This window comes from Aliiglaciecola lipolytica (assembly GCF_018860635.1).
Classification (GTDB): domain Bacteria; phylum Pseudomonadota; class Gammaproteobacteria; order Enterobacterales; family Alteromonadaceae; genus Aliiglaciecola; species Aliiglaciecola lipolytica_A.
The window spans coordinates 187,572-212,742 of sequence record NZ_JAHKPT010000035.1 but is presented as its reverse complement, the minus strand read 5'-3'; the positions used below and the strand labels follow the sequence as shown (position 1 = coordinate 212,742).

Annotated in this window: 21 protein-coding genes; 8 read left to right on the top strand and 13 right to left on the bottom strand. The window is 39.3% G+C overall.

What is annotated here, in order from left to right:
• Positions 1–100: 100 nt before the first annotated feature.
• A complete protein-coding gene (locus KO530_RS18830) occupies positions 101–2,272 on the top strand; it encodes a malate synthase G (RefSeq protein ID WP_216050004.1) in 2,172 nt (723 codons plus the stop codon).
• Between the two features lie 83 nt (positions 2,273–2,355).
• Here the strand turns inward: KO530_RS18830 and KO530_RS18825 are convergent, their stop codons facing one another.
• From KO530_RS18825 to KO530_RS18795, 7 genes are all read right to left on the bottom strand, one after another.
• Positions 2,356–3,375 (bottom strand): NAD-dependent epimerase, encoded by a 1,020-nt coding sequence (locus tag KO530_RS18825; protein ID WP_216050003.1) that lies wholly within the window; start codon positions 3,373–3,375, stop codon positions 2,356–2,358.
• Between the two features lie 10 nt (positions 3,376–3,385).
• Positions 3,386–4,666 carry a Vi polysaccharide biosynthesis UDP-N-acetylglucosamine C-6 dehydrogenase TviB gene (gene tviB, locus KO530_RS18820; protein WP_216050002.1) on the bottom strand — a complete coding sequence of 427 codons (1,281 nt, stop codon included), beginning with the start codon at positions 4,664–4,666 and terminating at the stop codon, positions 3,386–3,388.
• A 237-nt stretch (positions 4,667–4,903) separates the two neighbouring features.
• Positions 4,904–6,031 (bottom strand): nucleotidyltransferase family protein, encoded by a 1,128-nt coding sequence (locus tag KO530_RS18815; protein WP_216050001.1) that lies wholly within the window; start codon positions 6,029–6,031, stop codon positions 4,904–4,906.
• A gap of 4 nt (positions 6,032–6,035) precedes the next feature.
• Entirely contained in the window at positions 6,036–6,884 is an 849-nt protein-coding gene (locus KO530_RS18810; protein WP_216050000.1) for an HprK-related kinase A, read from the bottom strand.
• Positions 6,871–7,149, bottom strand: a complete 279-nt coding sequence (locus KO530_RS18805; RefSeq protein ID WP_216049999.1) for a hypothetical protein — start codon at positions 7,147–7,149, stop codon at positions 6,871–6,873. Before KO530_RS18805 ends, KO530_RS18810 begins: the two co-directional genes overlap by 14 nt.
• Positions 7,150–7,163: 14 nt before the next feature.
• A complete protein-coding gene (locus KO530_RS18800) occupies positions 7,164–7,811 on the bottom strand; it encodes a hypothetical protein (protein WP_216049998.1) in 648 nt (215 codons plus the stop codon).
• 145 nt (positions 7,812–7,956) lie between these two features.
• Positions 7,957–8,727, bottom strand: a complete 771-nt coding sequence (locus KO530_RS18795) for a S1 family peptidase (protein WP_216049997.1) — start codon at positions 8,725–8,727, stop codon at positions 7,957–7,959.
• 92 nt (positions 8,728–8,819) lie between these two features.
• On the opposite strand from KO530_RS18795, the gene KO530_RS18790 reads away from it, so the two are divergent.
• Positions 8,820–9,665, top strand: coding sequence for a patatin-like phospholipase family protein (locus KO530_RS18790; RefSeq protein ID WP_216050419.1), 846 nt, complete (start codon positions 8,820–8,822; stop codon positions 9,663–9,665).
• Between the two features lie 64 nt (positions 9,666–9,729).
• Here KO530_RS18790 and KO530_RS18785 read toward each other — a convergent pair whose 3' ends face one another.
• Positions 9,730–10,620 (bottom strand): hypothetical protein, encoded by an 891-nt coding sequence (locus tag KO530_RS18785; protein WP_216049996.1) that lies wholly within the window; start codon positions 10,618–10,620, stop codon positions 9,730–9,732.
• Positions 10,621–10,797: 177 nt separating this feature from the next.
• On the opposite strand from KO530_RS18785, the gene KO530_RS18780 reads away from it, so the two are divergent.
• Both KO530_RS18780 and KO530_RS18775 read left to right on the top strand, forming a co-directional pair.
• Positions 10,798–11,535 (top strand): PEP-CTERM/exosortase system-associated acyltransferase, encoded by a 738-nt coding sequence (locus KO530_RS18780; RefSeq protein WP_216049995.1) that lies wholly within the window; start codon positions 10,798–10,800, stop codon positions 11,533–11,535.
• A 112-nt stretch (positions 11,536–11,647) separates the two neighbouring features.
• Positions 11,648–12,514, top strand: coding sequence for a ThiF family adenylyltransferase (locus tag KO530_RS18775; protein WP_216049994.1), 867 nt, complete (start codon positions 11,648–11,650; stop codon positions 12,512–12,514).
• Between the two features lie 499 nt (positions 12,515–13,013).
• Here KO530_RS18775 and KO530_RS18770 read toward each other — a convergent pair whose 3' ends face one another.
• From KO530_RS18770 to KO530_RS18750, 5 genes are all read right to left on the bottom strand, one after another.
• Positions 13,014–13,844: a PEP-CTERM sorting domain-containing protein gene (locus tag KO530_RS18770; protein ID WP_216049993.1), complete on the bottom strand. Its 831-nt coding sequence runs from the start codon at positions 13,842–13,844 to the stop codon at positions 13,014–13,016.
• A gap of 192 nt (positions 13,845–14,036) precedes the next feature.
• Positions 14,037–16,703, bottom strand: coding sequence for an XrtA/PEP-CTERM system TPR-repeat protein PrsT (prsT, locus tag KO530_RS18765; RefSeq protein ID WP_216049992.1), 2,667 nt, complete (start codon positions 16,701–16,703; stop codon positions 14,037–14,039).
• A 94-nt stretch (positions 16,704–16,797) separates the two neighbouring features.
• The gene (gene wecC / locus KO530_RS18760) at positions 16,798–18,039 is read right to left on the bottom strand and encodes a UDP-N-acetyl-D-mannosamine dehydrogenase (RefSeq protein ID WP_216049991.1); all 1,242 of its coding nucleotides are present in this window, start codon (positions 18,037–18,039) and stop codon (positions 16,798–16,800) included.
• Between the two features lie 9 nt (positions 18,040–18,048).
• Positions 18,049–19,173 (bottom strand): non-hydrolyzing UDP-N-acetylglucosamine 2-epimerase, encoded by a 1,125-nt coding sequence (wecB, locus tag KO530_RS18755; RefSeq protein ID WP_216049990.1) that lies wholly within the window; start codon positions 19,171–19,173, stop codon positions 18,049–18,051.
• Positions 19,174–19,198: 25 nt separating this feature from the next.
• Entirely contained in the window at positions 19,199–19,441 is a 243-nt protein-coding gene (locus tag KO530_RS18750; protein WP_216049989.1) for an acyl carrier protein, read from the bottom strand.
• A 134-nt stretch (positions 19,442–19,575) separates the two neighbouring features.
• On the opposite strand from KO530_RS18750, the gene KO530_RS18745 reads away from it, so the two are divergent.
• The 4 genes from KO530_RS18745 to KO530_RS18730 are packed head-to-tail and all read left to right on the top strand — an operon-like array spanning position 19,576 to position 25,165.
• On the top strand, positions 19,576–21,153 hold the full coding sequence (locus tag KO530_RS18745) for an acyl-CoA ligase (AMP-forming), exosortase A system-associated (protein ID WP_216049988.1): 1,578 nt from the start codon (positions 19,576–19,578) through the stop codon (positions 21,151–21,153).
• Positions 21,146–22,381, top strand: coding sequence for a pyridoxal-dependent decarboxylase, exosortase A system-associated (locus KO530_RS18740; protein ID WP_216049987.1), 1,236 nt, complete (start codon positions 21,146–21,148; stop codon positions 22,379–22,381). Before KO530_RS18745 ends, KO530_RS18740 begins: the two co-directional genes overlap by 8 nt.
• Positions 22,382–22,402: 21 nt before the next feature.
• Entirely contained in the window at positions 22,403–23,695 is a 1,293-nt protein-coding gene (locus KO530_RS18735; protein WP_216049986.1) for a chondroitinase-B domain-containing protein, read from the top strand.
• Positions 23,696–23,719: 24 nt separating this feature from the next.
• The gene (locus KO530_RS18730; RefSeq protein WP_216049985.1) at positions 23,720–25,165 is read left to right on the top strand and encodes a polysaccharide lyase; all 1,446 of its coding nucleotides are present in this window, start codon (positions 23,720–23,722) and stop codon (positions 25,163–25,165) included.
• The last annotated feature ends 6 nt before the right edge of the window (positions 25,166–25,171 follow it).

Sequence of the window (25,171 nt, the reverse complement as noted above, 5' to 3'; positions counted from 1 at the left end):
CAACATTCACAGAATCTATCGCAAGGATAAAAGCCATAAATTAAACATATTCCTAAGAAGTGGGTAGAATCAATCTATTGGACAGCTTTGGAGTATTACAATGCAAAATTATATATCTCGCGGAAAATTGAAAATAGCGGAAGAATTAGATTGTTTCATTAAAGACGAAGCAATTGGCCAAACAGAAGTAGAATTAGATACTTTTTGGAATGGGTTTGAGCAGCTGTTGACGGAGTTCATGCCGAAGAATCAGGCGCTGTTAAAAAAGCGCGACGACTTACAAGTAAAAATCGATAAGTACTGCCAACAAAATCCGCAATATAACCTATCTGACTACAAAGCGTTCTTGCAAGAAATTGGTTACCTGTTACCTCAACCTGCTGGGTTTCAAATTAGTACGCAAAATGTTGATCCTGAAATCGCAACTATGGCAGGTCCACAACTAGTTGTTCCAATCAACAATGCGCGCTATGCGATTAATGCGGCAAATGCAAGATGGGGTAGCCTTTACGACGCCCTTTATGGCACAGATGTGATTAGTGAAGAAAATGGTGCTCATAAGAGTGGTCCTTATAATAGTGTTAGAGGGCAAAAGGTTATAGAGCACGGACGTCACTGGCTTGATGTCGCCGCTCCGCTTGAAAAGGGAAGCCATCAGAATGTAACAGCCTACTCAATTGAACAATCAACTTTAATTTGCAAACTTGATAATGGTGAGCAAACCCAACTGAGTGATACAGATCAATATATAGGTTTCATTGGCGAAGTTGGCGACCCTACATCAATTATTCTTATCCACAACGGGCTGCATATTGAGTTGCAATTCGACTGCTCGCACCCAGTTGGCGCTGCCGATCCAAGCGGATTAAAAGACATCGTACTCGAAGCAGCTTTAACTACTATCATGGATTGTGAAGACTCTGTCGCTGCAGTAGATGCGGAAGATAAAACACAAGTTTATCGCAATTGGTTAGGTTTAATGAAAGGCACGCTTTGCACCTCTGTACAAAAAGGTCAAAAGTCCATTGAACGAAAGCTTAATGAAGACAAGGTTTTCACCAACCTTGATGGACAAGCGAGTAGCTTAAAAGGCCGCAGTTTGATGTTTATTCGAAATGTTGGTTTATTAATGTCCAATGATGCAATTCTATTTAATGGTGAAGCTATACCTGAAGGTATTATGGATTGCATGATAACTTCATTAATTGGAAAACATGACTTATTAGGTCACAGCCCATTTTCGAACAGTGAAAAAGGCAGTATCTATATAGTGAAGCCTAAAATGCATGGTCCAGAAGAAGTTGCGTTTTCAAATGCTTTATTTGCACAAGTTGAAAAAATACTTGGACTAGAAGCAAATACTATAAAAATGGGTATTATGGATGAAGAAAGACGTACTTCAATTAACCTAAGTGCGTGTATAGAAGCAGCGAAAACCCGTGTAGTGTTTATCAATACTGGATTTTTAGACCGTACCGGTGATGAAATCCATACGTCAATGCAGCTTGGTCCATTTGGTTTAAAAGGCCAATTGAAGACGCTTCCATGGATAACTGCTTATGAAAAAGATAACGTAGGTCATGGCTTAGCGGCCGGCTTGTCTGGAAAAGCACAAATTGGTAAAGGCATGTGGCCAATCCCCGACCACATGGCCGAAATGATGAAAGCAAAAATACAACATCCTAAAGCCGGTGCTAACACAGCTTGGGTGCCCTCTCCTACCGCTGCGACTCTGCACGCTTTGCACTATCATCAAGTTGATGTATTTGCAGTGCAATCGACACTTAAAGAGCAACATAGTGATGGGTTGGACGATATCCTTACTGTTCCTTTAATGGAGCCAGGAACAGTGCTAGATGACGAAACTAAGACCCGAGAATTAGACAATAATGTTCAAGGCATTTTAGGTTACGTGGTTAGATGGGTAAACCAGGGAATTGGCTGTTCAAAAGTGCCAGATATCAATGATGTAGGGCTGATGGAAGACAGAGCGACACTTAGAATTTCCAGTCAGCATATAGCCAATTGGTTATTGCATGGAATAGTTGACGAGTCACAAGTCAATGCATCATTAAATAGAATGGCAAAACTGGTAGACCAGCAAAATGCCGGAGACCCTGAATACATCAATATGTGTCCAGATCTGGATAAATCTATTGCTTTTGAGGCGGCTAAGGCGCTTATTTTTGAAGGGGTAGATCAGCCAAATGGTTATACCGAACCTTTACTGCATGAAATGCGTCGTAAGATGAAAGAACAACTCGCTTCTTAACCATTTACTGAGTACAAATAAAAACGCAAGGTGACTCTTATATAGAGTACCTTGCGTTTTTTTATTTCAAACTTGCAAAACGATTAATTCACGTTGAAGTAATCTTTATACCAACCTACAAAGTTTTTAATCCCGGTTTGAATTGTCGTTTGTGGACGGTAATCAACATCTCGAACCAAAGCTTCAACATCTGCGTAGGTATCAGGAACGTCACCCATTTGCAGCGGTAGTAGCTCTTTCTCTGCGGTTTTACCCAGGTTTTCTTCCAAGGTCTCAATATATTCCATCAACTGGACCGGTGATTGGTTACCGATATTGTACACTCGCCAAGGGGCTTTACTTGTGCCTGGATCAGGATTCTTACCTGACCAATCTGGGTTAGATTCAGCCGTATGATCAAGGGTACGAATGATACCTTCCACAATGTCATCAATGTAGGTGAAATCGCGTTTATGGTTACCGTAATTAAACACTTTAATCGGTTTATCTTCTAAAATCGCTTTAGTAAATAAGAATAACGCCATATCTGGACGTCCCCAAGGACCGTAAACGGTAAAGAAACGCAAGCCAGTAGTAGGCAAGTTGAATAAATGACTATAAGTATGAGCCATCAGTTCGTTGGCTTTTTTACTTGCCGCGTATAACGATACTGGATGGTCAACGTTATCGTGCACGGAGAAAGGCATAGACTCGTTAGCCCCATAAACTGAACTAGAGGAAGCATAAACTAAGTGTTTCACTTTATTGTGTCTGCAACCCTCTAATATATTCATAAAACCAACAATATTGGCATCAATATAAGCGTGGGGATTTTCTAATGAATAACGCACACCAGCTTGTGCCGCTAGGTGTACGACTTTGTCAAATTTATGTTCATCAAACAAATCAGCCATAGCCTCTTTGTCTTCCACTGACATTTTAACAAAAGTGAAATTGTAGCTATTCTTATGCTGCTCTACTCTTTTTAATCTATCTAGCTTGAGGTTCACGTCATAATAATCATTGAGGTTGTCTAACCCCACTACTTCATCACCACGTTCAAGCAAATACAAACTTACATGAGATCCAATAAAACCGGCAGCCCCAGTTACTAAAATTTTCATTTACTTTGTCCTAAAGTCTTAAATCAACGATTTCTTTATCAATAATATATTTCAAGTCAAACACAACACAATTGTCTTTGCCTAGCGCACGGAGTTCTTGGCTCGACATTTGTTTGAACTCTTGGTGGGCAACGGCCGCAATGATAGCGTCATATTTTCCCACTTCCGGTTCACTGACTAATTTCAATCCATATTCAGCTTGAACCTCTTCAGATTCGGCCCAAGGATCATAAATATCGACATTCACATGATAGTTATCCAGCTCAGTGGCAATATCGACCACCTTAGTATTGCGAATATCGGGGCAGTTTTCTTTGAATGTGATCCCCATAAGAAGCACATTAGCGCCATTAACCATGATTTTTTTATTTAGCATTTTTTTCACTAAACGACTGACCACATATTCGCCCATTTGGTCGTTAATGCGACGTCCCGCCAAAATGACTTCAGGATGATAACCAATCTCTTCGGCTTTATGGGTCAAATAATAGGGGTCAACACCAATACAGTGTCCGCCCACTAATCCGGGGCGAAACGGCAAGAAGTTCCATTTACTACCAGCGGCTAATAACACCTCTTCAGTGTCAATACCGAGCCTTTCGAATATCATTGCCAACTCATTTATTAGCGCAATATTTAAATCTCTTTGGGTGTTTTCAATTACTTTAGCCGCTTCGGCGACTTTTATGGAAGACGCCCTATGTGTGCCCGCTTCAATAATACTGAGATACAATTGATCGACTAAATCACCAATTTCAGGAGTGGAACCACTGGTGACTTTAATAATGCTTTCCAGACGATGGGTTTTATCTCCTGGATTGATTCGCTCTGGGCTGTAGCCTGCATAAAAATCTTGATTGAACTTCAAACCAGAATATTTTTCGATTAACGGAATACATACTTCTTCAGTCGCACCAGGGTATACCGTTGACTCATAAATAACAGTAGCGCCAGATTTGACCACCTTACCAATCATTTCACTGGCTTTTTTCAAAGGGGTCAGATCAGGTTGACGATTTTTATCAATTGGCGTAGGCACGGTAACAATAATAAAATCACATTGAGAGAGGTCTTCAGGTTCAGATGAAAACGTCAAAGATGTCACGCTTTTTAACTCTTCAGGAGAAACTTCCAAGGTGTGATCTTCACCTCGATTAAGTTCTTCAATACGCTGTTGGTTAATATCAAAACCCAGCGTAGAAAACTTTCTGCCAAAAGACACTGCTAGGGGCAAACCAACATAGCCTAAGCCAATGATGCCTATTCGCTTTTTATATATATTTTCCGTCAAACCCTAACCTCTCTCTAAAGAACAGAATATGATTATTTTTAACCGCGTAGTTTGCACGTAAATCAGGCAAATTAGTAGTGCTATTTAAGATACCTAAGTATCTAATTTACCTAGCTAGCTATACCAACTTTTATTTGACACTATGCGTTATGTTATTGAAAGTAAGTGAATAAGTTTAATATTTCATATAAATAGAATGGTTAAAAGCAAAAGCTGTTTAAAATCTATAAATAGATATTACCAGTTCGGATTTTGGGGTAATTTGGGGTCAAAATGATGTTTACCCATAATCTGATCACGTATCGCAAAAAATGATTTAAACGCAAAGTGTTTGCAAAGTACTGCAAATGGCATCTTGATCCAGTGGCCACGAAAATAAACGATTGTTTTAGCCCATTTAATTTTGGATGACATAACTAAACTATGTTCGGGGGCAATTGATGGCAATATAGCATTTTGAATAAGCCAGCGTTGCAATTTGGTCAGTCTATAATCATTTATGTAGCTGACGACATCTGTTGGTATATTCAGGTTGGAATAATGTTGCAAAGCCTTTATACAACAAACAAATTCAAACTCAAAATCAAAATCAGTTTGTTGAGAAGATTCCATTAAAACTTTCCAGAACTCAACACTCTCATTTTCTTTAATCAGAAGAATAATATCATAAAGATCACGCATCCAGCTGCTGCTATCTTCATTGGCAAACATATGAATAATGCTATGCATAACAGTGGTTGCTGGTTCCAGTACAAAGCAACCAGATTGCATTTTTTGGCGTGAAGAAATAAATTTCTTGATATTAATTGCACGGCCACTAATCGGTGGGTATAAATTATGATGCATATCCACCACAGTTGCTCGGTTTATATGAATCAATGGTGGTATTTCATGAGCCCAATCTCGATAGTACTTTTCGTCATAGTCATTAAGGGTTTCTGATTGCCAGCGATTTTTTTTAACATGGGCTTCAGCAGCCGTAAGGTCATTCTTATTCACCAAAACGTCAATATCAGAACAGACTCTGCCGTAACTATTCAAACTATTTCGTAGAGTATATCCCGCTCCTTTCAAGAACACTGCAGTAATACCTACTTGCTCAAGCAATAAGCGAAATTCGTTTGCCTCGAAAAAGATTTGTTGAGCCTGACGGTTTGCATAGACGTAAGCAGAATATAAATGACGTTTTACAAAGTGCGGATAAGCGTCGTAGCAACCATCGCGTTTTGCTGCATGATATAAACTAGCTAACAACTTACCTTCGCGTAAGATAAAAATAACATTTTGCCAATCCGTCAAAGCTAGATTTAACCCTCGACTTGGGTTTAATAAAATCTGATAAAGCAATTTTGTATTCAACAACACATTATCACCCGATTACATCTTCTTTGAGAAATTCATTGACTTCATTTAAGTCATTGTACTCAATTTCAAAAAGGCGGCAGGATTTAATTATCTTAGCAACTGTATCAAACCCCGTTCCACCAAGTACATTATAGTTAAACGCATTCTTACTCAAAGTATTAAAAGCTTCCAATTGTGTTAATTGGTAAATGGTTAATTCTGAATCTGGGGAATACTTGGGAAACACGACCGCGACAATCTCGGCTGGTTTAAATTGACTATATTGAGTTCTTTCCAGTACTTTAAGGTGTGCTACATCGCCTTTTTGAGTATCTTTGCAGATGGGAGTGAAAAATGCTTCTGGGTGCCACTTTTTGATAAGATCAATAGAGTTGTTTTTTAAACAAACAGGTCGATACCATGGGTGAACCTTAGATGTCGTGGTATCAATTATTGCCATCTCATCTGAATAGACATCCCAACCAGATAATCCAAGATGAGCCGTCAGTGTACTTTTCCCTGAGCCTGGCAACGCAGGAAAAACAATGGCTTTACCGTCTTTAACTAAAACCGCTGAATGGATTAATAGGCGCTCAAATTCATGGGCTGCTATACACCAGTTCATTCCCCATTCAAGAACAGCTGCAGCTTGAGATATTGGAAGAGGTTTAAAGGGGGAATGTTGATCTGAATAAAAACTGATTTGCGGTTTAATAAATCGTCTCAATAAAGACTCGTAAACGAGACGGATTGAAAAGTCGATAGGCCCGTCTAAATCGCAGGAATCTGAGTACAAACTCTTAGCAACTGTTGAAACATGTTTCACATCTGATTTTAACGAAAAACGGTAAAGACCTGTGTCAAGAATCTGCATCGAACTCCACTACTTCCCGAAGAACTTTCTTCTCAACTAAATCGTGGAAAACGAACTCTGCTTCAGACTGATCTAGTCCAAGAATGGATTGAAATAAACTTGCATCGAAGGTTAACTCTAAATTGAGTTCAACCTTCTTGACATTTTCTAACTGTCTAGAATTAATGAAAAAGGTATTACTATCGTAACCAGAATAAATCCCTATGCCGCTTCCATCTTCAAAAAGATAAACCCGCGAACCCGGAGTGAGACTATAGTAACTCACGTCTATTTAATTTCTTAGGAAGGTTCCCAGTTACTTAACCTATGGTTGTCAGTCATACCCAATTCATTATCGGTTACCAAAGAGCCGGTTTTATCTTTCACGTATAAGTAAACAAATACTTCCTTGCACAAGTCTTCAGCTTGAGAGATACCTTCATAACCTGGATAAAAACCAAAACACGCATTCAAAAATACCGCGCCCAACTTTTGATAGCTGCTGCCACAGTTGCCGCTCAATAGATTTCCACAACTATCATCGCTATAGCGGAAAAATTCTTTTGGTAAATTTAGCGAGCAACTTTTAACTGCGTCGATACTAGCGTTATACTTTTCTCTTTCTTTTTTACAATCATCGTCGTCCCTTCTGTGTCGACCATGATTCATTCGCTTCAACTTATCGAACATGTCATCACAATTGCTGTCTGAGTCTTTCCATTTTTGAGGACGGCAACCATAATTCAAATCTGGAATAGTACATGTTTTTTCATGGGTACTTGTAGACAAATTACCTGACAAATTACCTGACACATTACAGGTAGTTCCCCATACTGATTTAGCTGGAAGGCTAACAATCACTGCTCCGGTGGCCGACTTCTTAAGAAAATTACGGCGCTTGTTCACAGCAGAAACATCCTTTTTAAACGACTTATCGAATTCATTCATTGATTTAAACCCTTTTTATGCGACTTCTGAACGCAATTAACTTTAATGATATCGTTAAAGCAAAAACCACGCCAAGACAACAATCCATTGATTTATATATGTTTAATTAATGTAATATAGTGGTAGTGTAAATTTTTTCGACAAGCTAATCGACTTCTACGTTAGCTGATCTTAAAAGTTGTCTGACGTATTTTACAGGTATTGAGTAAGTAATGCCACTAGGCGCGGATAAAATAGTCTCTTTTGTTTCTTTTACGAACACTTTATTGATAACAGCTACGACTTTACCGGTGTCCACCTCATAAACTGCACTGCCGCTATTGCCAGGGTAAGCCGTGGCATCCATTTGATAGACTAAATACGGATCTCTTAAGCGTCTCAATGTTTTAGCATCTAATTGACTAGAATGTTCAGTAGGCACTATAACCGGCGTTGACGAGGCAATAATACCGCGATGAGTAGCCGGGTAAAGCCCTAAAACAGCCCCAATGGGAAATCCTGTAAATGCCACTTCAGTGCCGTCAGCTATCAAGTTACTTCCGGCTAGTTGAAAAGGCTTTAATTTGTTACTAATTCGAAGTAACGCTAAATCATGTAATTCATCAACTTCGACTACATATGCCTCGTACATTTTGGGATAACGTCCGACACCAGCTAGAACCACACGTTTTTGTTTTGCATTGGCGTCCAACGGTTTAGCAATAACATGATTGTTCGTCACTATATACTGTCCATTAGCTACCGCGAAACCAGTACCGTGTAAACTCGTTTGTGGGGCTTTAATTGGGTCGTATATGCCTATCCCGACTACTGATTGTTTAGCCACTTTTACGATATCGACAATGTCGTGGGCATAACTTGGACAATTTGAAAATAAAATAACAAATACAAACAAACGCTTAATCAAACTAGACATAAAATCCATATTCCATTAATTAGCTTAAAATAATAATGCAAAAAACCAAATTGTCAGCCATATTTGAAAGAAAACCAGCTTTGAGCGAAGTAATGATGCCTCAACCATACGATACCAATAAAAACCAAATCGTTCCTATATTTTCAGGTGGAGGGACACGTTTAACCTGTCATATCGGTATCCTACAGGCTCTGTTAGAAATGAAGTTAACATTTAGCCATGTAGTTGGAATATCTGGAGGCTCTATCGTTTGTGCCCTTTATTGTAGCGGAATGCCATTAGAAAAAATATTGACTCTCGCACTGCACACAGATTTTAAACAATTTAAAGGCTATTCTATATTTCGCTTATTAAAAGAAGGAGGCTTAAGTTCTGGCAATCAATTTGAAAATTGGATGGATAAACAGTTAAATGGCAAAACATTTTCTCAATTATCGACTGATTTAAGTATAGTCGCCACCGATGTCAACGGCGGTGGACCAGTGATTTTCAATAAGGAAACCAGTCCAGACTTGAAAGTTTCACAAGCGGTCCGGTTTTCAATGTCGATTCCATTAATTTTTAGTTTTAAAACCTACGGTGATCATCTACTTGTTGATGGCGCAATTTTAGCCGAAGATGCACTTTTTAGAAATTGGACTGACAGCGATGCTAAAAATGTTTGTTTCAGATTGAAGAGTCAACAAATACATCAGGTGCGAAAAAGGCAGGCATTTTTTCACCTACCTGAATATATTTTCATGTTGATAAAAACATTTATGACGGCCCTATCGAGAGAGTATGTCCACGCTGAGCATTGGCATAATACAATTATTGTTGAGACTGGAACCTATTCGTCCGTGGATTTTTCGTTATCAATAGACCAGAAACAAGAACTTTATCAAATCGGCTATGAAACCGCACATGAATACCTGCCCAAAAAAATCGATACCGAGTAACATTTATACCTTTGTCAGCAAATAACAGAACAGTTTAGTTAAACTCAACAAAATTAAGTTTAGCTCACTTTCCTAACATGGCACTCAAAGGTAAAAGCACTATTTGCGCCATAAATAGAGGTACATTTCCTTTTAAATAACCGACACATATGTGACTGACTTTATGCCCATTGCCTGGCATCGCTATTTCTGGTGTCACTACAATGTTTAACACATCATTACTTCGTAAAGATTCTAATAATCGTTTATCAATACTCAATTTATGAGAAGAGTAAATCATAGGATCTTTAATTAAGTCATGACCTATTGCTTGTGCACGTTCTAATAAAGCCGATGACAATAGACTCATGGGATACATCTGTGGAAACCGTACCTTATCTGCAAATTCATCAATGTATTCAGATTGTTCGCCAAATGCGCTGGTTAAAAAATTCTTGGCGTTGCCTACGATCATGTATTTCCGTTTTAAGAAACACTGACTTGCTTGATCAAAAGTGCGATCTGCACGCATGCCCCAGTCAATATTTTTAGGAAAATTATCCGGCAACTGAATTGGGCAAAATTCAGACTCTCGTTTAAACCCTAAAATAACAGCTTTGCCATTTGCTTTTAATAAAAGTCGATTAGACTGCTGTTCACCGTCCACACTTTGCGTTTTTTTACCTGCTTTGATATCCAGCGTTAGACTATCACCAGGATTAACGACCCCAGCAAACGTGAACTCAAATACACTGAAGGAAAAATTTTTAATTTCATCCGATGTATTTAATTCAGTTTGGCGGTGTTGAAATTGTGTTTCGATAAAGCAGCCTAATTGAAATCCCAGAGCGATAGGCCCTTTAAATGGATTATCAGCAATCCAATTCCAGCGATTTTTATCATGAAACAAGTTAAAATCGTCTGTCGAATTCCTAGCCGTTTCAATGTGAATTTGTGATAACTGATAGTTTTTCAATTAAAATCCTCTTTTGAATGATATTCAGGCCAACTTTAAACTAATGTATAACATAGAAATTGCGGTATTTGTTTGACAAATAAGGACTTTAACCCGACACTTTAGTATTAACATAGTTTTAATTTTTTGAGTTTCCCTATTAATAATGGTCAATAAACATAACAAAGGAAAGTTGTAATGACAGAAATTTCTGCGGACAGTATTTCGGGTCATTTTTCCGATTATTTAAAACCTGTATTTTCGGAGTCTGAGCAGCACAAAAAACACTCCTTTGGTATTCGTCACCAGGTGTACTGCGAAGAGTTGCATTTTGAACCTGAAAACATTCAAAAAGTCGAAACTGATGATTTCGATGACCATGCCTATCATTGCCTAATTCAACATAAATCAAGTAAACAATATGCTGGCACTGTAAGGTTAATAACCTCAGCAGATGATAGTCAAAAATTACCGATTGAACTTTACTGTCAAGATGCAATTCAACGACCTGAACTTTTTCCTGATAATTTTGCTAGGAACGATATTTGTGAAATATCACGTTTAGCGGTTCCATTAGAATTTAGACGCCGGAAAATGGATAATTACGACGGTGCAGCATTAGGTGTTATCAATAAAGAAATATATTCAGAAACAGAATTGCGCTGTTTTCCATTTATTGCAGTTGGATTATATTTATCTGCCACGGCAATTTTGCTGAATAAAAATATTCATCATTGTTACGTTATGGTTGAGCCTAGGTTAGCCAGAAGTATGCGATTTGTTGGACTACCTTTTGAACAAATAGGTCCGGTAATCGATTACCATGGGAAACGAGCCCCATTTTATATTCAACCTCAATCAGTTGAACAAAACCTTAAACAAGATTTTAAAGCCTTATTACGCAACATAACAGCTGAACTCGCCCCACAAATATAGATGATTGATAGCGACTAAGCATTACAGCCATAGGCGATACAAGGATATTACGGGAAGTTAGATATATCCCGTTAATAGACCACGACACTAATTACTTTTGAGAGCGAGATTTATGTTTGACTATAAAGAAGCATTTTCACGTAATATTGGCTGGATGACTGAAGCAGAACAAGATGTTCTCAGACATAGTAAGGTTGCAGTAGGCGGATTAGGCGGTGTAGGTGGAGACCACGCAATTGTCTGCGCAAGGCTTGGCATAGGTAACTTCCACATATCTGATATGGATCAGTACGATTTAGTAAACTTCAATCGCCAAGCTGGTGCTTCAATGAAAACTTTAGGACAAGAAAAATCTAAAGTTATGGAAGATATATTGGCAAACATCAATCCTGAATCAAGTGTCAAGAATTTTGACAAAGGGATTAATGACGAAAATCTCGAAGATTTTTTAGACGGTGTAGATTTATATATTGATAGTTTAGATATTTTTGCTATGGATATTCGCAGAAAGGTTTTCAAGAGGTGTTACGAAAAGAATATCCCTTGCATTACTGCAGCTCCAATGGGAATGGGAACTGCAGTATTAGTTTTCATGCCGGGTAAAATGTCATTTGAAGAATATTTCTGTTTAGAAGGTTTAGAACCTGAAGACCAGTTCTACAATCTAATCATGGGCTTATCTCCAGCTATGTTGCAATTGAGCTATCTAGTTGATAAAAGCAAAGTAGATTTTTGGGCAGGAAAAGTTCCCTCAACACCAATGGGAATCTCGTTGGCGGCAGGAGTATTAAATTCAAATGTGTTGAAAGTACTGCTAAAACGAGGGGAAGTGCTGCACGCTCCTTGGGGTTGGCATGTTGATGCATATAAAAATAAAGCGAAAAAAACGTGGCGCCCCTGGGGTAATAAAAACCCTATCCAAAAATATATTATGTTCCCAATGGTTAAAAAAGCAGTAGGTAAATCGAAGCCTAGCTAAGTTTTTTAACATCTCTTCAAAAACAAAATAATAGCCATCAGCAACATAGCCCTAAAGCTCAAGCTGTTGGCGCTCCCTCCCCCCTTCTGTAGGGCTTTAGACTTTTTAGCATCATTGAATACCCAATAATAAATTAAACTTTCTATAAAGCGGCTCAGAGCTTGGCTTTCTTGTCTAACCTAATCATGTAGTAACGGAAAAAGTTCTGGCAGAAAAGCCAGCTAAGAACGTAAAAGCATTTCATTGGTAATTAGGACGGCAACTATAGATATATAACAGAAGCGTAACTTAGCTAAATGCAGACTTTATGAAACTAGCTATAGTTACCTGTACCTTGGATTTTTAGATCTAATCTTGAATGGCCGAGTATGTGACGTAAATTTGGAGGAAATATAGAGGTTAAATGGGTTAAAGATAATAGTAACTTTTGATTTTTGTAACTTTAAACAATAAAAAACCCGGTGTTTAAACCGGGTTTTTAGAATGCTTTAAAGCAATCTTAGCTTTTACGTCTGCGAGCTGCACCAGCAAGACCTAGAAGACCAAGACCCAATACCGCTAAGCTTGAAGGCTCAGGGATTTGGAAAGAGATAGAACCATCATGGTTACCATTCAATGTGAAAGTACCATCGCCGTTGTCAGTAACAGCTACGTCGTTAGGGTCAGTATTGAAATCAACGAATGAGAAGATATCAACCATGTCACCAAGTAAGTCAGTCATAGAACCGTCAGCGAAGTTGAAAACATCACCAGCAGCAACACCATTGACAGTACCAGCACCTACAGAACTAACCATAGTTTTCAAAGAAGGACCACCCAAGCTTTGAACAATTGATACGAAATCAAGAGTAAATAACTCTACGAATTCAGAAGTGTTAGTAAAACCAGGTTCAAAATAATAGAAAGTGATATCACCTGAATTATAGTTAGTTGCTAAAGATGGACCAAGAGTACCAGAAAGTTCGAATTGGAAAGTTAAACCCCAATCGCCATAGTCATTATCACTTTCAGGACCAAAACTGTTAGGCAAGAAACCTTCAACAGCATTAAAAGCAATCGCTGAACTTCCAGCTGGACCGCTTACGAAACCCCCAGTAGTAGTAATTGCATCACCATCACTAAGACCGTTTGAGTCAGCATCAGTAACAAGCGTTTCAGATTGGTAATTGTATGTAGCTTGATTTAACCAACCAGTAGTAGTTGAGCCAGCAGCTTGATTTCTTAAGTTGTCACCAAAATCAGCGCCAACATCGATAAAGAATTGGTCAGCCATAGCAACAGACGAACCAGTTGCTAAAATTATCCCTGCTATTAAGGACTTAGTTTTCATGTCTATTCTCCAGCGTAAGTAAAATAAAGGTTTTAAGTTTGCAAAGCTGCTAATTCAGTCACAAGCTTTCCATGGTTAAGTTAAAGCACATTACGGGCCAACTTTTATCTTGTTGATTTATAAGCATTTTAATTTAACATCATTTCAGCCCTGTTAAAAAGTCTGACACTTTATTTACCCAAACCTACATATTTATTGATTTGCTTTGAGAGAATTCTCGTAATGAATACGATAACTCTGATTACTCGGTTCAATATCAAATGCTTTTTTACTCACTTCAATAGCACGCTTTATTTGTCCGTCTTCCAGTAATGCAACGCCAAGGGTGTCTAAAAGCTTAGGGTTCTCTGGACGCAAAGCCACTGCTTTTTGCGCATAGTCAACAGCCTTTTTACTATTACCGGCTTGAGTATAAAGCCATCCAAGATTGTTCAATGCAATAATGTTCTCTGGTAAGAACTTTACAATCATTTCATAATGTTCAATTGCTTTTTCTGGCTGGATATCCATGTAACTCTCAGCTAAACGCCCCCTTACATTGACATCATTAGGACGTTTCGCTAAGTGCTCTTCAAGAAAATCTATTGCTGTGTCAGCGTTCTCTAAATTAGCTTTCGCTTTCGCTATTAAAATTGCAAAGCGACCATCTAAACTCGCATTATAAGACTCTTCTAATAACGGCAACGATTCCTTAATTTTGCCTTCTGCAAAGAGTATTTGGCCATTAATGCCTTTCACTGTCACCATCGACTTAATTTGTTCTGGCAGGCTATTCATCAACCTTTTGGCGACTAAAACGTTACCGTTCATTAAACTATAGTGTATTTCCATTACTTTTAATTCAGGATCATCTTGATGATACCCTAATGCTCGTTTGACGGTATCTAATGCACCGGTGAAATCTCTCAGGCCGTCATTGATATAGATCGCTCCCGTCCAAGGATCTCTTCTTTTTGGTTCAAGTTGTTGCCAACGAGAATAAACATTCAAAGCATCTGTTGGTTTATTAAGCGCTAAATAACTATCAGCTTGAGCTTTCCAAAAGAAAAGAGGCATATCCTTAGCGGGCTTTATATTCTCTAAAATACTTAGCGCTTTTTGTGGTTCAACATTAAATACCAGTGCACGAGCATAATTGAGTTGCTTCATTAAATCATCTGGCTGCTTTTCATACATGGACTTAATTAAATCCAATGCTTGCGATTGTTCATCTTTGCCTTGTCGTGAAGCTTCAATAAAATAATCAAATGAACCTTGAACATACTCTGGATTATTCTGCGCAGCTGTTTTAAGAAGACTAAGTGCCTTATCTTCATTTCCATTTTGTTTAGCTAACTCAGCCAAAAATTTTAATGACGCAGGATTATTAGGCGCAAGTTTAAGTATTTCATTATGAGTTTGCTCTGCTAGTTGATTTTGTTCAGACACTTCATAAATTTCAGCCAAAAGGTTGTAGGCGGTTATTTGTTCTGGTGCAAACGCAATCCAATTTTTTGCAACGCCAACCGCTAATTCATATTCGCCTTCACTCACATATGCTTGAGCTAAAACCAAACGTGCTGTTTCCATTTCAGGAGATAGTTCTATGGCCGTTATTAAATTTTCTTTTCCTGAATCATCTTTAAGAGATAATTTTAGAATACCAACACGGGTTAACTCTTCTGCGTTAGTTGGCTCGGTTTTTTTAGCCAATTCCAACATTTTTCGCGCTTTGGAATCATCTCCACTTTTTATTAGATCGAAACCAGCTTGGGTAAACAAAGTAACATCATTCAGATCATAACTTCCCATACCACCTAAAGTTTGCGCAGCATCAGTGCTATAGCCTAAGCGCAATTGGATTTCTGCGAAAAGCCTTTTTGCAGGATGTGAATCTGGAAGGACATTTTGTACTGCAGCTAAATGGTTGTGAGCTTGCTCTAGCTTCTGTAAATTATAAGATGAAACACCTGCAATAAGTCGTGATGTGGGTGAATTAGAGCCCGCTGAAATAGCCTTTTCCATGGATGTTTTCGCAGCAGAGTACTCTTTTTTATTGAATTCAACGATTCCCCTAAATTCGTTTAGCTGTGGGTTATCTGGGAGCTTTTTAAGTAAATCAACTGTAAGTGATTCTGCTTTATCGTATTGCTCGTTTCGCAACAATGCATCGATAAGCAAAAAATTACCCTGTGCATCACCAGGTTTCTGCTCAACATATTCAGTGAAGTCTTTAATCGCAGTTGCATAGTCCCGTTGCTGCATGCTCAATTGTCCCTGCAGCAACACCGCTTCCATAAATTTCGGGTCTTCAGCTAGTAACTCTTCAAGAATGATTAGTGCATCAGTGACTTCACCATCGTTTAGTGCGTGATGAGCCCTTCCTAAACGACTATAGGATGAATTAGGATAAAGTTCAGAGGCTCGCTTTATAGCTAGTTTTGCCCGCGAAACTTCATTTTTTCTAAATAGTGCTAAGCCTTTATATACCTGAGCGATCGCTTCAGTCTCGCTAGTGAGCCCAGTTAAACGCTCTACCACTTGAATTATTTCGTCATCTCGCTGTAAAAAATTGAGCGTACCTAAATAAAGAGGTAAAACTTCATTTTTAAAGTACCCTCCTTCAAAAGCTATCTTTAGTTCTTTTTCCGCAGAGTTCGAATTACCCCGTTTAAAATATACCGAGCCTAATAAAAATCTTGCTCTTAAGTTTTTAGGATCTGATGACAATGCATTCTTGAGTACGATTACTGCACTTTCGGTGTCATTTTGTAAAATCGCTTTTTCCGCTTCATCGATGTATTCGGAAGGTGTTTTTTGACTACACCCCATCATTACCAGAACAACAAGCAATACTCCGTATTTTTTAACTGAACACATATGTTTCTCTTTAAAGTTGGTATGAAATTTAGGAATTAGATGGGCCCGAATAGGGCCTATCTATGATGATTTTATCATTGAAATAGCTCAACAACTAGGCAATAAGCCCACTGGAATCTATCAGAACTTTAGTATTTAAATGGGTTTTATCAAGGCCTTTAAACTGCTTATGGTTAACCAATACAACCACTATATTAGCTCGCTCCAGAGCTGTTTCAATGGGTAACAATTCAATACCCGCAGCAACTAATTTATCCGGCAATGCATGGATATTAGGTTCAACTGCAAGCACTTTGCCCAATCCCATCTGCGCTAAACGGAGAGTAATATCTAAAGCAGGACTTTCACGCAAATCGTCAATATCAGGTTTGAATGCCAATCCTAAACAGGCAATTACAGGTCGTTTAAATTCGTCAGCAGCTTTTTGAACTTTGCCAATAACAAAGCCTGGCTTGCCGTCGTTAACTTCTCTAGCAGTACGAATAATTCTTGCTGTTTCGGGAGCCGAGTCAACGATAAACCAAGGGTCTACAGCTATACAGTGCCCACCAACACCAGGACCTGGCGTCAATATATTAACCCTTGGATGACGGTTAGCTAATGCAATTAAGTCCCATACATTGATATGCAATTCATCACATATCATCGATAACTCATTTGCAAAGGCAATGTTTACATCGCGGAAGCTATTTTCAGTGAGTTTGGCCATTTCTGCAGTGCGAGCGGTGGTTTTCAAACAGTTCCCACGTACAAACACATCGTAAAGCTCAATGGCTTTGTCACTGCATTCCGCGGACATACCACCGATAATACGGTCATTTGATACCAACTCTTCTAACACACGCCCAGGGAGTACTCGTTCAGGACAATGTGCCACAAACATATCAGGCTCTTGGCTACTGTGTCCGGGGAAGTGCAAATCTGGACGAAGTTCTTGTAACCAAGCAGTCAATTTTTCAGTAGCGCCTACAGGAGACGTTGACTCTAATACAATTAAATTACCTTTTTCCAATACCGGAGCAATGGCATTAGCCGCTTTTTCAATAAAACTTAAATCGGGTTTTTTACCTTCTTTAAAAGGTGTAGGGACGGCTATCATAAAAGCGTCAGCTGGTTCAGGTGTGAGGGAGGCTCTTAGTTTCCCCATAGTCACAGCAGCTTGAACAACCATGTCTAAATCAGGTTCAACAATATGTACCTTGCCTTGATTAATTGTATCAACAGCCTTTTCAGAGACATCAATACCAATCACTTCTACACCACGAGAAGCGATGACTGCGGCAGTGGGCAAACCAATATACCCCAAACCAATAACTGAAACTTTAGCAAATGCCATGTTTTTCCCTTAGTTATTTATAATTAAATCCGCTATTCGTTGACATGCTTTGCCATCTCCATAAGGATTATGGGCGAAAGACATTGCCTGATAAGCTTTCTCATCATTTAACAGCGCAAACGCATTTTCAACTATTTTATCGTAATCCGTACCAACCAATTTAACCGTACCGGCTTCAACTGCTTCTGGTCTTTCGGTTGTGTTGCGCATTACCAATACAGGCTTACCAATAGAGGGCGCTTCTTCTTGCACGCCACCAGAATCGGTAAGAATAATGTGAGCTCGGCTCATTAGGTACACAAAAGGAAGGTAATCTTGCGGATCAATTAGAAATACGTCTGGCGTATTTGCTAACAAACGATTGACCGGCTCTTGTACATTAGGATTTAAATGCACAGGATAAAGTACCTGTACGTTTTCTTGCTCAGCTAAGGTTTTTAACGCCCTACATATATTCTCAAAGCCATCTCCAAAACTCTCGCGACGATGGCCGGTGACGAGAATGAGCTTTTTATTTGCATCCAAAAACTCAAATCGACTGGCAAGTTCACTATTCAATGCTGTATTAGTGGCTATTTTATTTTCCACCTGAATGAGCGCGTCTATGACAGTATTGCCTGTGACAAATACAGAATCTTTAGATATGTTCTCCACCAACAAATTAGCTTCAGCTTTTGGCGTGGGTGCGAAATGCAGTTTGGTTAAGGCACCGGTCAATTTGCGGTTAATCTCTTCAGGCCAAGGACTATAGATATCACCGGTGCGAAGCCCAGCTTCCACATGACCCACAGGTATACGTTGATAAAATGCAGCTAAGGATGCTGCAAAAGTGGTTGTGGTATCACCATGAACTAAAATTAAGTCTGGTTTGGCTTCACTGAAAACATCCCGTAATCCCAACAATGCCCGAGTGGTAATGTCGTATAAATCTTGCCCAGGTTGCATTAAATCTAAATCAAAGTCTGGTGTCAGTTCAAAAAGCGACAATACTTGATCAAGCATTTGACGATGTTGTGCGGTCACACAAACTGACACATCTAACTGGCTATGTTTTTTAAGCTCAATTGCTAATGGCGCCATCTTTATCGCTTCAGGACGGGTCCCAAACACCAACATAATTTTTTGATATTTCATAATGACTCTTTATTGATTAGGTAAACTAGACTTTGGTTTCTACATATCCGCACAAGGCACCAAATGTCTCGAATATATCAGCGCTTATTTCATCATCATCGACCTCAACACCAAAAGTGTCTTCTATCGACGTTAACACTGTTACTACCGCCATTGAATCAAATTCAGGGATTGCGCCTAACAGGGGAGTTTCTTCATCAAATTCAACATCACTGGATAATTGTAAAACATCAATTAATATTTCTTTCACAGACGCAGCTGTATTCATACTCTTAGTACCTGTATTATTATAATTTTTTCGCTAGATAGAGCATTAATCTCTATCATCCGTTAATGTATTGTTCCATTATTTAAAGTAATAAGAAATAGTTGCAACCCATAAACAAGAGATAAGTATTAAAAATGGTAACGTTTTTTGATGAGTTAGTATCGGAATCAGCTAAACAGCATGCTCAAAAGTCTGCGTTAATTTTCAAACAAACGAAAATGACTTATGAAGAACTTGCAAATAATGTTTTGAATTTGGCCTGTGGTCTTCAATCTATCGGGGTAGAACGGCACGATCGGGTCGCGGTTTTCCTACCCAAATTGCCTGAGACTATCGTAAGTTTATTCGCAATTAGTCGCGCAAACGGTGTGTTCGTTCCAGTGAATTCGGTTTTAAAAGGGCCGCAAGTTCGACACATCCTAAATGACTGTGATGTCAAAATTCTGATTACTAGCAGTGACAGACTTAAATCTCTTGAACCGGTATTATCCAACTGCCCTGCTCTACAACAAGTAATACTCACCGACAAACTACCCGCGTTTAGCATTGATGGCGTGTCTTTTTCGTTACTCTCAGATTTACCAATTCAAGCGTTGAAACATGTACATCGCACCGACAATGACATGGCTGCCATCTTGTATACATCAGGCAGCACTGGCAGACCCAAAGGGGTTGTGTTGTCTCATCGCAATATTGTTGTAGGGGCAATTAGCGTCGCCGAATACTTAGAAAATGATCAATCAGATGTGCTTTTAGCACTGCTACCTTTGAGTTTTGATTATGGACTAAGCCAAATTACTACTGGATTGTTGTGTGGTGCAACCGTAGTGCTAATGGACTACTTTTTGGCAGGTGATGTTGTGAAAGCAATGGCGCAACATCAAGTCACCGGTCTAGCAGCTGTGCCGCCACTATGGCAACAATTAATGAAAGCTAAATGGACAACAGAAGCAACCGAAAATTTACGCTATTTCACCAATTCCGGTGGTGCTATGCCGCAGGTAACCCTAACCTCGATTCGCGCAACATTCCCCAATGCAAAACCTTACTTGATGTATGGCTTGACTGAAGCCTTTCGTAGTACTTATTTGGATCCTGCTTTAGTGGATGACAAAATCGGCTCCATGGGTAAAGCCATTCCTAATGCAGAGGTAATGGTTGTTAGAGAGGATGGCACTGAATGTGATGTCGATGAGCCCGGTGAACTGGTCCACAGAGGTCCTCATGTCAGCCTAGGCTACTGGAACGATCCGGCTAAAACAGCTGAACGATTTAAACCTGTGCCCGCTCAGCTTGGCGGTTTAGTATTGCAAGAAATGGCCGTTTGGTCAGGAGATACGGTTAAACGAGATGATGAAGGCTTCCTGTACTTTGTAGGGCGCAAAGATGAAATGATTAAAACTTCGGGCTACCGAGTCAGCCCAATGGAAGTTGAGGAGGCATGTTATCAAGGAGCCAGTGATATTGCTGAGGCCATAGCCAGTGGTGTAAAGGACTCTGAGCTGGGGCAAGCCATTACGTTATTGCTTGTACTCAAAGAAAATGCAAAACATTCCGAAAAAGAAATATTGGCGATGTGCAAAAAGGCCATGCCCAATTTCATGCACCCCAAATACGTCGAATTCAGAACGTCGCTTCCACGCAATCCAAATGGTAAAGTTGACCGCAGTTTGCTTAATAAAGAAGTAAAGGAAAAGTACGAAAATGTCTAAACCCACTCCCGTGCACGCCCCTATGGACCAATTCGAGACCGATCATCAGCAGATTTTAGTGGGTGGAAAAAATCTTGACACCATCGAAGCAATGCTTGATAAATCAGTGTTTTATGCTTACGACAAAAAAATCGTAAAAGCACAAATAGACAAATTTAATCAAGCAATACCTGACGCAATAAAATTACATTATGCAATTAAAGCCAATCCCTACCCGCCACTGGTGAATGCCATGTGCGAATGGGTAGAGGGCTTCGATGTAGCATCGCAAAAAGAAATGTTAATTGCTATCCAATCTGGTATGCCGGTAAAAGACATTAGTTTCGCAGGTCCAGCCAAACAACAAGCTGAAATTAAATCCGCTATTTGTGCCGGTGTCACATTACATGTGGAATCAGAGCTGGAACTAGCGCGGGCCATCGAAATAGGTCAGCAAGTAGGAATATTGCCGATCATTGCGTTTCGCGTTAACCCTGCCTTTGAGCTCAAAGCCTCGGGTATGAAAATGGGGGGTGGTCCGAAGCAGTTTGGTATTGACGAAGAACGTTTGTTTGAAATTCTGCCAACACTCGATTACAAAAAAATACAATTTCGCGGTTTCCACATATTTTGGGGATCTCAAAACCTCAAACAAGAAGCTATTATTGATGCCCATAACAATACATTCGAATTAGCCCAGCGTCTTTTAGATGTGACTCCAGTTAGCGTCGAAACAATTAATTTAGGGGGTGGCTTTGGTATCCCATATTTTCCAGGAGAAACTAGATTAGACCTTGCACCAATTGGAGATAATCTGGCGACACTGTTGTCTAAATATCCAAATTTAGCTCAAATGGAACTGATCATTGAATTAGGTCGATTTGTGGTGGCCGAAGCTGGAATTTATGTCAGTAAAATAACGGATAAAAAAGTGTCGCGGGGCCACACCTACTTAATGACCAATGGTGGTTTACATCATCACCTTTCAAATTCAGGTAATTTTGGTCAAGTGATTCGTAAAAACTACCCAGTGGCAATCGGTAATAAAATGAATCTAGGCCAAGGCACAGAAGCCGTTACCGCCGTCGGTCCTTTATGCACTCCCTTAGATACGCTAGCCGACAAAATGATGTTAACAGACCCGCAAATAGGCGATTGGTTGGTGGTATTTCAATCTGGTGCTTACGGTCCAACAGCAAGCCCTCAAGACTTTTTAGGCCACCCACATGTAGTTGAAATTTTGCTGTAAATTAACCTGGCTTAATAGTTTATGAAATTTAATAAGGCTGGCGTTAAAAAGCTTGCTATCGCTTGCGCTTTTTTCGTCTTTATTGCTTCTGCAGTTGTTCTGATTTTTCTACAAACAGATTACGCAAAAGAGCTAACAATCAAAGGCCGTCAGTACGTACAAATTAATCTGCATAAAAATTGGGGAATAAGGCTTACGCTGTTAAAAAGTGCTGACTTGTTCCTCAAACTCATACCTCAACCATCACTGATTCCGTTTGATAAAGAAGCCTCTGGGGTTGGAGTTGACCATAACAAAATAATTGATTCTCACAGTATTAAAGCACTGTCATTACTGGCTTCCAATTTTTACCCCGTGCAAAACGTCGAAGAGTTACGATCTGCAATGTTGAAGGCTCGAAAAGGCGATGTGATTCTGCTCTATCCAGGTCATTATTCTATTCTAAAACGTCTTGAAGTGAGACACCACGGTAGTCAAGACAGTCCTATTCGACTATTAAGCAGCGTGCCGGGTACCAGCATTTTGGAAATTAAAAATACAGAGGGTATATATTTAAATAAAAGCAATTGGCGCATTGAAAATCTCACATTCCAAGGAGCCTGTGGTCAACAAAGATATTGCGAACATGCAATCCATATGTATGGTAATGCTGATCAAACCCAACTAATTAATAATCAATTTATCGATTTTAACGCCGCCTTGAAAGCCAATGGAAACTACCAACAAAGCCCCGCAGTATTTGCTGATAACGTGTTAGTACAACACAATGATTTTTATAATCAAACCTTACGAAAAACCGACACCCCAGCGACGCCAATAGATGTGGTAGGAGGAAACAATTGGCTTGTTGATAACAATTTCATTGCTGACTTTGCTCGCCAATTAAGTGGTAGAGTTTCAGTAACATACGGAGGGTTTATGAAGGGCGGAGGCTCAGGTGGTGTGTTTAGCAATAATGTGGTGAATTGTGCGTGGCATTTACCTTATCAATCGAGCTTAGATGTTCGGGTGGGCTTATCATTCGGAGATGGGGGCACTCAGGGTCAATTTTGTCAAAATACAGATTGTGAATATGAGCATTTTGCGGGAAAGATAAAAAATAACCTAGTACTTAACTGTATCAATGATGTGAGCATCTATCTCAATAAAGCTGCCGACACAGAAATAAGCGGAAACACCATATTGAACTCTGTCGGTATAGATGCTCGCTATAAACAAACTTCAGTGAAAATATTTGATAATAGATTAAATGGGCGTATTAATGCCAGAGACAATGCATTTATAAGTCAACGAGACAATGTTATGGTTAAATAACAGCTCACAGCCTACTCAGTTAAAATGAAAAACTTATTTTTATCTTTATATTCTTTAATATTTTTCACGCTGCCTTCTGAAGCACAAATATTCGACAACAGTGTTACCTTCAATTACGCCAGTAATATGGCCCAAATATATTGGCCTGAAGGTAATTTTGCTAAATTCCATAAAAAGTATGCCCGGCATTTAAATGAGTTTGAAGTTCAGGATCTGGATCGTGAGCACACTATTAGCATCGACCTATCGTCTGTTAAATTAACTAATCCACTAATGATTACCATTTCCGCCGCCCCAGGAAACAAAGGCGTGGCCGATTTCCACAGCGTTGAAAAAGGTGGATACAATGCACCTCAATTAACCTTTGTAGAAGGCGATAAAAAGCGTTTATTGTTAGCGGAAATAGATACCTTTGTGGCTAAAAAAAATCGTAAACCAGATGGATCTAAGTCGATTATTAAAGCTGGAGGTGGACATAGTGTGCTGCTGAAATTCCAGTTTAGCGAAGATATCGATTGGCAATCTTTGAAAAATCTTAAGTTACTTCTCACCACGACAAAACGTCAGTACGGCAAGTCGACGCTGCAAACAGATCAAATAGATTATGTTCCGCCATCTCGGCTGCCAGAAGTTAACGGGATTGCACAAAAATACATACTAGATAAAGGAATTAAACAAGATAGCGCAGTTTATTATGCTGATGATTTTGACGAGCAAAGTTGGTTAAACGAGATTAAGAATAAAATTGGCATGTCTGAACCCAAATGGCAAAACACTGGAGAGTTACAATTTATAAAACACAAAAACGTTAGACACTTTACTGGTCAGCCCGGCAACAGCGTGAATATTCAATTTAGAACTTCTCGTAATCTAGCCGGTAACCTCGACTATTATTTTGCTAAGGAAATTGGACGTGAGCCCGAAGAAGCTTATTTTAGATATTATTCGATGTTAGCTCCAGGCGCTAAGGTTAGTGGTGGTGGAAAACTGCCAGGCTTCAGCGGCACATACAACAAAGCCGGCTGGGGTGGTCGGCCAAACAATGGAAAAAATGGATGGTCGGTACGTGGATCATTTTTTCAAACTGTGCCTTCATCAAACCTTGAATGGGGAGGCCGAATGCCAATCGGTAGTTACCTTTACGAAGTGGATACCAAGAACAAATATGGCAAAACTATATCTTGGGGAGACGAGTTATCGACAATGAAACCGGGACGCTGGTATTCAATTGAACAATATATCAAATTAAATACCCCTGGTGATAACGATGGTATTTTCAGAGTATGGATAGATGGAATACTCATTTATGAACGGGAAAATATGCACTTCAGAGATACGGATAAACTTAAAATAGAAAAAGTATGGTTAAATTATTATTTTGGTGGCGTCGCTAAGCCTAAAAACAACTTCAATATGTATCTCGATAATATCGTTATTGCATCAAGTTACATTGGTCCAGTTAGAAAATAGCCGCCT

Bases quoted from the DNA above. Each gene is read 5' to 3' on its own strand.
- KO530_RS18830 (WP_216050004.1), top strand. From the start codon at position 101: ATGCAAAATTATATATCTCGCGGAAAATTGAAAATAGCGGAAGAATTA.
- KO530_RS18825 (WP_216050003.1), bottom strand. From the start codon at position 3,375: ATGAAAATTTTAGTAACTGGGGCTGCCGGTTTTATTGGATCTCATGTA.
- KO530_RS18810 (WP_216050000.1), bottom strand. From the start codon at position 6,884: ATGCAGATTCTTGACACAGGTCTTTACCGTTTTTCGTTAAAATCAGAT.
- KO530_RS18800 (WP_216049998.1), bottom strand. From the start codon at position 7,811: ATGAATGAATTCGATAAGTCGTTTAAAAAGGATGTTTCTGCTGTGAAC.
- KO530_RS18795 (WP_216049997.1), bottom strand. From the start codon at position 8,727: ATGTCTAGTTTGATTAAGCGTTTGTTTGTATTTGTTATTTTATTTTCA.
- KO530_RS18790 (WP_216050419.1), top strand. From the start codon at position 8,820: ATGATGCCTCAACCATACGATACCAATAAAAACCAAATCGTTCCTATA.
- KO530_RS18780 (WP_216049995.1), top strand. From the start codon at position 10,798: ATGACAGAAATTTCTGCGGACAGTATTTCGGGTCATTTTTCCGATTAT.
- KO530_RS18775 (WP_216049994.1), top strand. From the start codon at position 11,648: ATGTTTGACTATAAAGAAGCATTTTCACGTAATATTGGCTGGATGACT.
- KO530_RS18770 (WP_216049993.1), bottom strand. From the start codon at position 13,844: ATGAAAACTAAGTCCTTAATAGCAGGGATAATTTTAGCAACTGGTTCG.
- prsT (WP_216049992.1), bottom strand. From the start codon at position 16,703: ATGTGTTCAGTTAAAAAATACGGAGTATTGCTTGTTGTTCTGGTAATG.
- wecC (WP_216049991.1), bottom strand. From the start codon at position 18,039: ATGGCATTTGCTAAAGTTTCAGTTATTGGTTTGGGGTATATTGGTTTG.
- wecB (WP_216049990.1), bottom strand. From the start codon at position 19,173: ATGAAATATCAAAAAATTATGTTGGTGTTTGGGACCCGTCCTGAAGCG.
- KO530_RS18750 (WP_216049989.1), bottom strand. From the start codon at position 19,441: ATGAATACAGCTGCGTCTGTGAAAGAAATATTAATTGATGTTTTACAA.
- KO530_RS18745 (WP_216049988.1), top strand. From the start codon at position 19,576: ATGGTAACGTTTTTTGATGAGTTAGTATCGGAATCAGCTAAACAGCAT.
- KO530_RS18740 (WP_216049987.1), top strand. From the start codon at position 21,146: ATGTCTAAACCCACTCCCGTGCACGCCCCTATGGACCAATTCGAGACC.
- KO530_RS18735 (WP_216049986.1), top strand. From the start codon at position 22,403: ATGAAATTTAATAAGGCTGGCGTTAAAAAGCTTGCTATCGCTTGCGCT.
- KO530_RS18730 (WP_216049985.1), top strand. From the start codon at position 23,720: ATGAAAAACTTATTTTTATCTTTATATTCTTTAATATTTTTCACGCTG.